Source organism: Cupriavidus plantarum, assembly GCF_905397285.1.
In the GTDB taxonomy this organism is placed as follows: Bacteria; Pseudomonadota; Gammaproteobacteria; order Burkholderiales; family Burkholderiaceae; genus Cupriavidus; species Cupriavidus plantarum.
Genome location: NZ_CAJPUX010000018.1, coordinates 1 through 12,155, shown reverse-complemented (window position 1 = coordinate 12,155; position 12,155 = coordinate 1). Strand labels below are relative to the sequence as shown.

The window sequence follows — 12,155 nt, the reverse complement described above, 5'->3', positions numbered from 1 at the left end:
ATTGTTGCCGTCTGGCGTGCCGCATCAGCACGACGGGCGTCCCCCGCCACAGGCCTTGATCAATCTTGCCGCGATGCGCGGCAGTGGCAGGATTTCGCAGGCCGCGTCGAGCGCCGCAGCGGCCTTTGGCATCCCGTAGACGGCGCTCGTCGCCTGGTCCTGCGCGATGGTCAGGTAGCCGCGTTCGCGCATCGCGCGCAGCCCCAGTGCGCCGTCGCGGCCCATGCCGGTGAGCAGCACGCCTACGGCCTCGCCGCGCCAGTGTTCCACGACGCTTTCGAAAAACACGTCGATGGAAGGCCGGTACAGGGAGTCCGCGGGATCCGCCGTGTACGCGAATTGCGCGCTGGCCGCAAGGCGCAGATGGTCGTTGGTGCCGGCCAGCAGCACGGTGCCCGTCTGCGGCGTTTCGCCCGCGCGCGCCAGGCGTACGGGCAGCTTGCACTGCGCGTCGAGCCATTCGGCCATGCCCTGCGCGAACGCTTCATCCACGTGCTGTACGATCACGACAGCCGCCCCAAAGTTCTCGGGAATTTCCGCGAGCAGCGTCGCGAGCGCCGCGGGGCCGCCCGCGCTCGCGCCGATCGCCACGAGGCGAGGCGCCGCGGGCAGCGGTGTGGCGCGGCGCAGAGTGTTCGGCATGGCGCCGCGACCCGCGAGCAGGCGGCCGATATTCCGCAGCTTGCGCAGCAATGGGCCGGCCACGAGTTGCGCGTCCGGTTCGGTGAGCGTGGGCGTGTCCACGGCGTCGATGGCGCCGTGTCCCATGGCATCGAAGACCTGCGTCGCGTTGCGGCCGAGGTCGGTCGTCACGATCACGATGGCGCAGGGCGTGGCCGCCATGATGCGGCGCGTGGCCTCCACGCCGTCCATGACGGGCATCAGCAGGTCCATGAAGATGACGTCGGGCGTGCGGGAGGCGGCCATGCGAACGGCCTGCTCGCCATCGCCGGCGACCCAGACGATCTCGTGCGTGTTCTCGAGCGATACCGCGCGGCGGAGTGCCGCGACGGCCAGCGGGGAATCGTTGACGATACCGATCTTCATGCGCGTGCCTCGCCGATCAGGTCCTGCACCGCGTCGAGCAGTGCGGCGTCGTGGAAACTGCCTTTGGCCAGATAGTAATCCGCGCCGGCCTGCAGGCCGCGTTCGCGGTCCTGCTCACGGTCCTTGTACGAAACGATCATGACGGGCAAGTGCTGCAGGCCCGGCTCGGAACGAATGCGTCCGACAAGTTCGATGCCATCCATGCGGGGCATGTCGACGTCGGTGATGACGAGGTCGAACGTCTCCGCGCGCAGTACGTTCCAGCCGTCCATGCCATCGACCGCCACGGCGACATCATAGCCGCGCCCCGCGAGCAGCTTGCGCTCGAGTTCGCGCACGGTCAAGGAATCGTCCACGACGAGCACGCGTTTGCGGCGTGTCTGTCCGGCTTCCTGCCCGGCTTGCCTGACCTGCGTGAGGCGGCCGTCGGAGACCAGCTTTTCCACCGAGCGCAGCATGTCCTCGACATCGAAAATCAGCACGGGGGTGCCGTCGTCGGTCAGGCTCCCCGCGGCGATGTCCTTGATCTTCCCGAGCGCGGGGGAGAGCGGCTGCACGACCAGCGTGCGTTCGCCGATGAGGCGGTCAACGGCCACGCCATAGACACGGTCGTGCTCGCCGAGGATGACCACGGGCAGCGCGGCGTCGTCGCGCTGGCGTTCCGGGCGTTGCAGCAACTGGGCCGCGCTGACGAGTCCCACGGGTTTGCCGTCGTGCCGGAAATGCTGCTGGGCTTCGATCTGCTCGATGTCCTCGCGCGATACGCTCGCGGCGCGCAGGACGTGGCCGAGGGGGAATGCGTACGCTTCTCCGGCGACCTCGACGAGCAGGGCGCGCACGATGGACAGCGTGAGCGGCAGTTCCAGGTGGAAATGCATGCCGCTGCCGGGTTGCTGCGTCACGCGGAGGCTGCCGCGCACGCCGCGCACCATGTCCTGCACGGCGTCGAGGCCGACGCCGCGGCCCGAGACTTCGGACACGGTCTCTCGCAGGCTGAAGCCGGGGAGCAGCAGGAACTCGAGCATCTCCGCCTGCGAGAGCCGCGTGGCGGTATCGGGCTGCGCGAGGCCGCGGCGGACGATGGCGGCGCGCAAGGCCTCGAAGTCCACGCCGGCGCCGTCGTCGAAGATCTCGATGACGAGGCGGCCGGCGTTGTGGCGCGCGTGCAGCGAGATGCGGCCTTCTTCGGGCTTGCCTGCCTTTTTGCGGGCTTCCGGGCTTTCGATGCCGTGGTCTACGGCGTTGCGCAGCAGATGGGCGAGCGGCGCGTCCAGTTGTTCGAGGATGTCGCGGTCTACCTGCGTGTGCTCGCCCGACAGTTCGAGGTGCACGGACTTGCCGAGCGCGCGGCCGAGGTCGCGCACCATGCGCGAGTATCCGGTGATGCCGTCCGACAGCGGGCGCATGCGGCACGATAGCGCGGTGTCGTAGAGCGTGCGGGATAGCCTCGTCGCGCGGTGGTCGTACTGGTCGAGCTCGTCGGCACGCTGGGAAAGCTGATCGCTGGCTTCGCCGAGCATGCGACGCAGGTCGGCGAGCGCTGCGCCCATGCGGGCCACGCTCGCGTCGGGGCTCGTTAGCAGCGCCTGCATGCTGTCGACGGCCTGCATCATGCGCATCTGCTGGCGGCGGGTCTGCTGGAGCGCTACGCCGAACGGGTGGAGCCAATGCGTCTCCACCATGGCCTCGCTGGCCATCGCGAGCACGCGGTCCAGGCGGTCGGCGTTGACGCGCAGCATGCGCTCTTGCCTGCCCGGGGCCCCGTCGTCGGCTGCCGCATTGCTTGTTGCATTGCTTGTTGCGTTTCTTGTTGCGTTGCTTGTTACGTCGGCCGTTGCCTCGGCCGTTGTGTGGCGGGGCACCGCGGGTGGCGATGCGATGTGCGTGGCCTCGGGGGGCGAGGCTAGGGCCGGTTCGGCCATGGGCGGACTCGCCATGACGGGTGCCCGCGTGCCCGGTGCGGGCGATGCGGCGGTGCCGTCGAGCACGGCGTTCATGTGCGCGACGAAGGCGTCGATCTCCTCGCGCCCGTCCGTCTCCGACCAGTCGAGCTTGCCGCCGGGCGGATGGCCGATGCGCTGGAGCAGGTCGGTGCCCTGCAGCAGCGCATCGATATGCGCGGGCGACAGCAGCAGGCCGCCCCGCTGCGCCGCGACGAGGCAGTCTTCCATGACATGCGCGACCCGCACGCCGCCATCGAGGCCGACGATCCGCGCGGCGCCCTTGAGCGAATGCGCGGCGCGCATACAGGCCTCGAGGTGGTCCGCCGCGACGGGGTCGCGTTCGAGCGCGAGCACGCCGGCGTTGAGGACTTCCGCCTGCGAATCGGCCTCGAGCGCGAACAGCTCGAGCATCGAGGCATCGCGTAGCTGTTCGGGATTCATGACAGGCTCCGGGCAAGCGCCTGGCGCAGCATGGCCGCGTTCAGCAGGCCGACGGTACGGCCATCGTGGTCGAACAACGCCTCCGTGTAGTGCGACGATGCGCGGGCGAGCGTGGCGGGCAGCGGCAGCAGCGTGGCGTCAGGGACGTTATGCACGCCTGCGACTTCTTCCACGGGCAAGGCAAGGGCTTGCCGGCCCTGGCCAAGGACCAGGAAGCGGGCGCCGCGCGCGGGCTGGGCGTCTTTGTCCGAGACGGCGTTGGCGTCGAACAGCAGCGCGAGCGACAGGCACGGCAACAATGCGCCACGCACCGGTGCCACGCCGAGCAAGGCGGCATGGCGGCGGTGCGGGAGCGAATGGACGGGGCTTGGCGCGGTCACCTCGCCGAGCACGACGGTCGGCAGCGCGAGCCATTCGTCGCCGACGCGGAACACGAGGCACGAGCGCCCGCGGGCATGCGCGTTGCGGTGGGCGTCGGTGGCGGCCTCCATCTGCGCGATATCGATCGGCGCATCGACTGAAAGGGCGTCGAGCAACGCGACGGCGGCGTTGGCGTAGACGGGGCAATTGCGGCAGCGGACATATCTCTCGAGCTCCGGACAACTCCGGTCGCCCGAGATGCCGATCCGTCGCCAGCAGTCATCGATGGCATCAACCTTTGCATCGAGCATCGGGGTATCGGCACGGACGAGGGCCGAGGCCCCGGCGCCTGCCGGGTCATGGGCGTGGCCGCTTAACGGCGCGCTGCCACGGCCGTCCACCGGCGCGACCGAGGCGAACCCGGCGCGACCGCCATTGGCCTCGGGCGCGTCGGGCCGGCCGGAGGCCGGGGGATCGATGCGCGTGTCGATCGGCTCGTCCATGCCGTCCACGCGGCGGTTGGGAGGCGCGGAGGGTTCAGCCATGGTTCATGCGGGCGTGTCGCTGCGCGCGCTGGCGCAGGCGCGTGGCGGCGGGGGTGTCGCCGACGCTCTCCAGCAGCGCGGCGAGGTGATAGAGCGCTTCCTCGTGACCGGGGTCGAGGTAGACCGCCTTGCGATAGGCGGCCTGCGCATCGGCGGTGCGGCCGGCGGCATCGTGGAGCACGCCGAGCAGGCACCAGCCGTCGGCCGACTGGCCATGCATGTCGAGGTAGTCGAGGCAGGCGGCCATCGCCTCGGCCAGTTCGCCCCGATCCGCGCGCGCCGCGATGGCCGTCAGCGCGGCGCGGCGCTCGCGATCGGCGTCGCCAGGTACCGGCTCGCGCGCCGGCACGGCCGTCGCGGCACGCGCGTCCGGGCGGGCTTCCTCCCGAACGTCGCCCCGAACGCCGCCCCGAACGCCGCCCCGAACGCCGCCCCGAGCCGCACCGATCGGACGGTCGCCCACACCCATCGCATCCGGGGACCACCGGCCCGGCGATGCGGGGCGCTCACCCCGCACCGCGCGCGAAGCCGGTCCCGCGACCCGCGGCGCGGGTGCTTCCTGAACCGGCGGCCACGTCGCCGCGACGGGTAGCGGCGCATCCGCGACCGGCACCGGGTGAAACGCAAACGCCAGCGGCACACCCGTGCTCCGCAGTCCTTCGCGCGTCAGGAGGCTCGCCTCCGCCGGCCCGACGAAGATCATGCCGTCGGGGGCCGTCAGCCGGGTGAGCGTGCGAACCGCGCGGCGTTGCGTTTCGGCGTCGAAGTAGATCAGCAGATTGCGGCAGAACACGAAGTGGTAGGGCGCCTCGTGGGAAAGCAGCAGCGGGTCCACCAGGTTGCCCCGAAGCAGCCGCACCTGCGCCCGCACCCGCGCATCGATCTGGTAGCTCCCAGGCACCGCCGCCGGCGCCACCGAGAAATGCCGTTCGCGATAATCGAGCGGCGCGCTGCGGAACGCGTTGGGCCCGTAAATCCCGATCCGCGCCCGCTCGAGCGAACGCGCGCTGATGTCGATGGCATCGACGCGGAAGCGGTCCGCCGGAATGCCGGCATCGAGCAGCGCCATCGCGATCGAATAGGGCTCCTCGCCCGTGGAGCAAGGCACGCTCAGCACGCGCAAGACGGGCACGTCGGCGGCCGAGCCAAATATCCGTTGCCCCGCCGCTCGCGCCAGGGCCAGCAACGCCTCCCGATGCCGGAAGAACCAGGTCTCGGGAACGATCACGGCTTCGATGAGCGCCTGCATCTCGTCCGGCGCGGCATGCAGCACGTTCCAGTAGGTGGCGATATCCTCCGCCCCCACGGCGGCCAGACGATCGCGCACCGCGCGCGCCACGGCCCCCGAGCCGATGGTCTCGGCATCGAGCCCGATCCGCTCCTTGAGCAGCAGCGCGATATGCGTGGCGTCAGGAATCGCGTTGATCATGTCGGGCTCATGGGACGTTCAGGGCGGAGGTCGCCGGGGCGGCATCCTCGGGAAACAGCAGGGCGCGCACGTCATCGGGCAGCAGCGCCGGCACGGTGATCCATTGCACGAGCCCGCGCGCGTCATGCCGCACGGGACCGAGATAGCGGGCCGGGCCCGGATCGATGCCGCCATCGACGAAGGACTCGGCTGCGCAGCGCAGCGTCTCCGTCGCGTATTCGAGCCGCAGCCCAAGCAGTCGGGGAGGCATTGGGGAAGGACGATAGTGGACGAGCACCGTGCGCGAACTCGTGCGCGGCACCACCGGCGTGCCCGTGGCCAACGCCGAGATATCGATGACCGGTACCGGGCTGCCGTGCCGGACCATCAGTCCCGCCACCCATGCCGGCGCGCCCGGAACCTGCTTGAGCGCCGTCAGCGGCAGCACCTCGGCGACCTCGGCGGCGTCGAGCGCATAGTGGTCGCTGCCGATGCGGAACAACAGGAACAATTTCATCGCGGGCGACAATGTCGCTCAGACCTTGAAGCGGGACACGCCGCTGCGCAGTTCGTTGGCTGTGAGCGTCAGCTCGTCGATCGCCTGACTCGACTGGCGCAGCGACTCAACGGTCTGCTGCGCGGCTTCCGACAGCTGCATCAGCGCCTGATTGATCTGTTCGGCGCCGCCGGCCTGTGCCTGCATGCCTTCGTTGACCATCTGCACGCGCGGCGCCAGCGACTGGATCTGACCGATGATCTGCGACAACTGGTCGCCGACCTGCGTCACCTCGGACATGCCGCGGCGGACTTCCTCGGAGAACTTGTCCATGCCCATCACGCCAGCGGCCACGGCGGACTGGATCTCGCGCACCATCTGCTCGATGTCGTAGGTTGCCACGGCGGTCTGGTCGGCCAGCCGGCGGATTTCGGTGGCCACCACCGAGAAACCGCGGCCATATTCGCCGGCTTTCTCCGCCTCGATCGCGGCGTTCAACGACAGCAGATTGGTCTGGTCGGCCACGCGGGCGATGGTCGTGACCACCTGATTGATGTTGCCGGCCTTCTCGTTGAGGGTGGCCAGGCGCGCATTGACCGACCCGGCGGCGTCCATCACGTGGTGCATGGTGGATTCCATGCGCGACAGGCCGACCTGACCCGTGCCCGCCAGCCCGGCGGTCTGCTCGGCGGCGTGCGATACCTCGCTGATCGTGCGAACGAGGTCGCGCGCGGTGGCCGAGATCTCGCGCGAGGTCGCGCCGATCTGGGTGGTCGTGGCGGCCGTCTCGGTCGCCGTGGCCTGCTGCTGGCGTGCCGTCGCGGCGATCTCGTTGACCGACGTCGTGACCTGGATGGCCGAGCGTTGTGCCTGGCCGACCAGCGACGTCAGCTCGCCGGACATCTGGTTGAAGCCTTCCTCGACGGCAAGGAACTCGTCGCGGCGGGCCAGCGTCATGCGCTGGCGCAGGTCGCCGCCGCGCATGGTGGCGAGCAGCGAGACGATGGTCCGCATGGGCACGGTAATGGCGCGCAGCAGCAGGTAGCCGCAGACCGCGGCGGCCAGCACGGCGATGGCGAGCGCTACCTCGATGCTTATCTTCGCCGCGTCGACGGCATTGACGATGCTGGCCGCGGCCCGGTCGTTCACCGCCGTGTTGTCGTCGACGAGCTGCTGCAGGAGCTTGCGGCCCTCGAACCAGAGGTCGTGGGCGTTGCCGCGCAGGGCGGCCTCGGCAGTTGCCGTGTCCTTCCACCGCAGGGGATCCATATAGGGCAGGGCGGCCTGATCGTATTTGACCCGTACCTGCTTGAAGGCCTCGAAGCGAACACGGTCCTCCTCGCGCGCGATGGAGGACTCGTACATCTGTTCCAAACGATCGAAGCGCTGGATCGCGTCCTTGGTCTGCGCCAGCAGGCGGCCGCGCTGGCCTTCGTCGGCGGCCGTGACGGTCTGCCATGCCAGGACGTAGATCTCCCCCCAGACGCCGCGCAGTCCCGCGCTGTAGGTCAGGCCCGGCAACGCATCGGTCCGCATGACCGTGGTCTCGTGCTCGATCTTGCTCAGGCGGTTGTACGACACCACGGCCATGAGCGTCATGACCAGCAGAATGAAGGTAAAGCTCGCCAGAATGCGCGTTCGGATGGTCCAGTGCTTCACGATGATGATCTTGTTATGAGATGTCATACCCCTGCCGGATCCGGACGGAAGGCGCCCCCGGGCGCCCGCCTTGCGGTAACCGTCCAGACCCGCGCAAGGGTTGCGGCGTAGGGTACGCGAACCCCCAACCCATTTCAACGACGCCCGCAAGCCGCCCCGCGGCGCCGTTGCGCGCGAGCGCCGTCAATGTGAGACGCTTGATTTTTCCATGGTTTTCGTCACACTTGCCAAATAGCTGAAGCGCGCACAATGTCATTCACAACAGATAGGGCAGGAATGGTGGCCAGGTCGGAGGCAAAGGCGACTGGCGCCTTGCCGCCGGCGGACCTCGATCCGCTGACCGGCGTGGTCGCCCGCCAGGCATTCTTGAAGCGGCTGGAAACGCGTCTGCAGGCAGACGCGACGCCCCGTTTCGCCTTGTTGCTTGTGGGCATTGACGACTTCCGCGCGTTCAACGACATGCATGGCCACGCCGAGGGCGACCTCATCCTCCAGCACGTGGCCCGCCGTCTCAAGGATGCCTCGCCGCGCGATGCGGTGATCGGCCGCGTCGGCGGCGACGAGTTCGGCGTCCTGCTGACGTCCATTTCTGACCCCACATTGGTGCGCCACGTCAGCGCCGCGATCCAGTCCATGCTGTCCGCGCCGTACGAGATGGCCGGCCGCCGCCATCATGTGCTGGCCAGTGTCGGCGCCTGCGTGCTGCCGGCAGGCGGGGATACCGCTTCCGACGTGCTGGCCGCCTCCAGCCTGGCGCTCGCGCGCGCCAAGCATGACGGCGGCCGGACCATCCGCTTCTTCAAGCCCCAGATGCGGACCGATGTGACGACGCGCCTGTCGCTCGTCCAGGCCCTGCGGGAGGCCTATGCCCAGCGGCAGTTCGAGCTGCTGTACCAGCCGCAGGTCGATCTGCGCGATGGCCGCGTGCTTGGCGCGGAGGCGCTCATGCGCTGGCGGCATCCGACGCTCGGCTTGCTGACGCCGGCGGCGTTCATCGACGCGCTGGCCGCCAGCAGTGTCGCGAGCGACGTCGGCATGTGGCTGCTCCATACGGCTTGCGCGCAGGCGAGGGCGTGGTCGCTGCAGTTCGGCGAGGAAGCGCCGCGCGTGGCGATCAACCTGTTTGCCGCGCAGCTGGCCGAGAGCCGGCTGCTGACCGAGGTCCGGCACGTCCTCCGCGCGCTGGAGCTGCCGCCCTCGCTGCTCGAGATCGAGATCACCGAAACCATCGCGCTCCAGCAGGGCGACGATGTCTCCGACCAGCTTCAGGCGCTCCGCCGGGACGGCGTGACGCTCACCTGCGACGACTTCGGGACGGGCTACGCCTCGCTGTCGTTCCTCAAGACGTTTCCCGTGGACCGGCTCAAGATCGACCAGTCGTTTATCCGCAATGTCGTCGATGACGGCGTGGATGCGGCGATCGTCAATTCGGTCATTACCGTTGGCAACAGCCTGGGCATCGGCGTCGTGGCCGAGGGCGTGGAGACGGTGGGGCAACGCGACTTCCTGCTCGCGAACGGTTGCTACGAGGCGCAGGGCTACCTCTATGGGCGGCCCATGGCGCCCGATCGCCTGACCGACTTCCTGCGCAACCAGCCGCGCTGATCGCGCCGCCCGGGGCCGCGCGCCGTCGGGCCGGGTCGGGCCTCACCCTTGATGCGGCGCAGCAGCAGACAACGAATGTCTCTCCGACTGCAAGACTTGTTTCCACGTGCGTCCGCATCTGCGTGGTCTGGCGCGCCCGCGCTTCCCTGACAACCGCGCGCGGCCGGGCTCGCCGGGTGGCGACGCATGCGAGCGTGCGGGGACGGGGAAATACGTGCTTACAAAGTCCTCACGCGCGGGTGCGCGCGGCGACGGGTTCCGCATATAGGGTGACAATATGGCGTCGCTTGTTGGTTGATCATCCAGGTTGATCATCCCTGTTGTTGCTCATCCATGCCGCGCCCGACCCACGACTCTGAAGCAATGCGCCCCTTTTCTTCCTTGATCGATCTCCCGCGCCTTCGGCGCGCGACGCCGTGGCGGCTCGCCCCCATGGTGCTGGCAAGCGTGATCGCGGTTTCCGCCAGTGCGCAGGGTGTCGCGCCGCAGGGGTATGGCTATTCCCAGGGCTATGGCCAGCCCGTCGATCCGTCGGGGAGTCCGCTCGGCGATCCGGGCAATGCGGTGCTGGCCGCCGATCCGTCGTCGCGCGTGGCGACGCTGACGGACGTCGCCGGGAATGTCAGTTTCGCCCCGGCGGGGTCGGACACGTGGGCGGCGACCGGCCTGAATCGGCCTGTTACCACGGGCGACCGTCTGTGGGTCGATCCGGGCGGTCGCGCGGAATTGCATGCGGGCTCGACCGCGGTGCGGCTGGCGGGGGCGACCGCGGTGTCCGTGCTCAATCTCGATGACGACACCACGCAGGTCAAGCTCACGCAGGGCACGCTGCAGTTGCGCGTGCGGGCGTTGCCACAGGGGCAGACCGTGGAGGTCGATACGCCGAATCTCGCGTTCGTGCCGACCGAGCCCGGCGATTATCGGCTGGACGTCGCGCCCGATGGCAGCACCACGACGGTGACGATGCGGCATGGCCGGGCCGTGCTGTATGGGGATAATCGTTCGACGGAGATGGAGCGGGGCGAGCGCATGCGGTTTGCGGGGACGGATCTGGCCGATGCCGGGGCGGGCAACCTTGCGCCGACCGATGCATTCGATCGGTGGACGGCGGATCGCGATGCGCGGGAGGACCGGTCGGTGGCGGCGCAGTATGTGCCGCGCGACATGCCGGGCTACACGGCGCTCGACGATTACGGCGACTGGCAGCAGGACGCGGACTATGGCGCGGTGTGGTTCCCACGGGCGGTATCGCCGGGGTGGGCGCCATATAGCGTCGGGCAGTGGGCGTGGGTCGCGCCGTGGGGCTGGACGTGGGTCGACGACGCGCCCTGGGGGTTTGCGCCGTCGCACTATGGGCATTGGGCGCATGTGGGAAATCGCTGGGGGTGGGTGCCGGGGCCGGCGAATGTCCGGCCGTGTTATGCGCCGGCAGTTGTCGGGTTTATCGGGAGCTCGGCGCAGATCCGGATTGGTGGTGGGCCGGGCGTCGCGTGGTATCCGCTCGGGCCGGGGGAACGATATCGGCCGGTGTATCGGTCGAGTCCCGCGTATCTGACACGGATCAATCATGGCGGGATGCGCGATTGGAATGGGCGTGGCGATCGGGATCGCTGGTTCAACCGCGGGGTGCCGGGCGCGATCACCGGAATGCCGGCGCGCGGGTTTGTCGAGGGGCGGCCGGTGGCGCCTTACCGGGCGGGCGGGAATGCCGACGAATGGCGGCGGATTCCGGGGGGCGAGGCGCATGGGGGGCCGGCGATCGCGCCGGTCAAGACGAGCCTGACCGGCGGTGCGCCGGTACGAAACCTGCCGCCGCAGTGGCGTCAGACCTTCGACCGCGAGGCCATCGCGGCGCGCGCGCCCGGGGTAGTCCGCGGCGACGACCTGGCCCGCCGCTTCGCCCGCGAGGGCGGCACGGCGGGAGCGGGCCCCGCCTGGCGCGGCCCCGACGCCCGCCAGCCGGGGCGAGGGGCGCAGCCGGTGACGCAGTATTCGGACGTACGGATCAGCCAGGCGGCCCAGCGGCCGAGAGACCGGCAGCCGTGGCAGCCGTGGCAGGGCGGGCAGCAAGGGCGGGCCGGGCAGCCGCAGGGGTTCGTATCGGCGCCCGGGGCGGACAACGGACGCGCGTATTCGACGCGGCCGGACCAGATGCGGGGGTTGCCAGCGGAGGCACAGCGTCAGCAGCAGGCGATGCAGCGGCAGCAATTCGATCAGCAGCGGCAACTGCAGGAGCAGCAGCGGCAGGGGGCGGACTTCCAGCGGCAGCAGCAGGAGGCGCTGCAGCGTCAGCAGTACGAGCAGCAACGGCAGCTGCAGGAACAGCAGCGGCAGGGAGGCGACTTCCAGCGGCAGCAACAGCTGGCGCTGCAGCGTCAGCAAATGGAGCAGCAGCGCCAGCTAGGCGAACAACAGGCCGCCACGGACCGTGCGCGGCAGGAGCAGCAGCGGGCCCAGCAGCGGGCCTTTACCCAGCAGCGGCAGCAGCAGGATGAGCAGCGGGCGGCGATGCAGCGGGCGCAAATGGAGCAGCAGCGCGCGCAGGAGCAGCAGCGGGCCCAGCAGCGGGCCTTTACCCAGCAGCGGCAGCAGCAGGATGAGCAGCGCGCGGCGATGCAACGCGCGCAGATGGATCAGCAGCGGGCGCTCGA

8 protein-coding genes are annotated in these 12,155 nt (G+C 69.6%); 2 read left to right on the top strand and 6 right to left on the bottom strand.

What is annotated here, in order from left to right; translation table 11 throughout:
• Positions 1-24: 24 nt before the first annotated feature.
• The 6 genes from cheB to KHP16_RS27970 form a co-directional block, all read right to left on the bottom strand.
• Positions 25-1,047 (bottom strand): chemotaxis response regulator protein-glutamate methylesterase, encoded by a 1,023-nt coding sequence (gene cheB, locus KHP16_RS27995; protein WP_211961621.1) that lies wholly within the window; start codon positions 1,045-1,047, stop codon positions 25-27.
• On the bottom strand, positions 1,044-3,431 hold the full coding sequence (locus KHP16_RS27990; protein ID WP_211961619.1) for a hybrid sensor histidine kinase/response regulator: 2,388 nt from the start codon (positions 3,429-3,431) through the stop codon (positions 1,044-1,046). Before KHP16_RS27990 ends, cheB begins: the two co-directional genes overlap by 4 nt.
• Positions 3,428-4,102 (bottom strand): chemotaxis protein CheW, encoded by a 675-nt coding sequence (locus KHP16_RS27985; protein WP_211961629.1) that lies wholly within the window; start codon positions 4,100-4,102, stop codon positions 3,428-3,430. Before KHP16_RS27985 ends, KHP16_RS27990 begins: the two co-directional genes overlap by 4 nt.
• A gap of 226 nt (positions 4,103-4,328) precedes the next feature.
• Positions 4,329-5,765 (bottom strand): CheR family methyltransferase, encoded by a 1,437-nt coding sequence (locus tag KHP16_RS27980; RefSeq protein ID WP_211961617.1) that lies wholly within the window; start codon positions 5,763-5,765, stop codon positions 4,329-4,331.
• Positions 5,766-5,772: 7 nt separating this feature from the next.
• The gene (locus KHP16_RS27975; RefSeq protein WP_109584970.1) at positions 5,773-6,261 is read right to left on the bottom strand and encodes a chemotaxis protein CheW; all 489 of its coding nucleotides are present in this window, start codon (positions 6,259-6,261) and stop codon (positions 5,773-5,775) included.
• Positions 6,262-6,279: 18 nt separating this feature from the next.
• Positions 6,280-7,926 carry a methyl-accepting chemotaxis protein gene (locus KHP16_RS27970; RefSeq protein WP_109584971.1) on the bottom strand — a complete coding sequence of 549 codons (1,647 nt, stop codon included), beginning with the start codon at positions 7,924-7,926 and terminating at the stop codon, positions 6,280-6,282.
• Positions 7,927-8,175: 249 nt separating this feature from the next.
• On the opposite strand from KHP16_RS27970, the gene KHP16_RS27965 reads away from it, so the two are divergent.
• Together KHP16_RS27965 and KHP16_RS27960 are read left to right on the top strand one after the other, a co-directional pair.
• Positions 8,176-9,504: a putative bifunctional diguanylate cyclase/phosphodiesterase gene (locus KHP16_RS27965; protein ID WP_109584972.1), complete on the top strand. Its 1,329-nt coding sequence runs from the start codon at positions 8,176-8,178 to the stop codon at positions 9,502-9,504.
• A gap of 432 nt (positions 9,505-9,936) precedes the next feature.
• A partial coding sequence (locus tag KHP16_RS27960; RefSeq protein WP_211961615.1) for a DUF6600 domain-containing protein occupies positions 9,937-12,155 on the top strand: 2,219 nt, incomplete at its 3' end.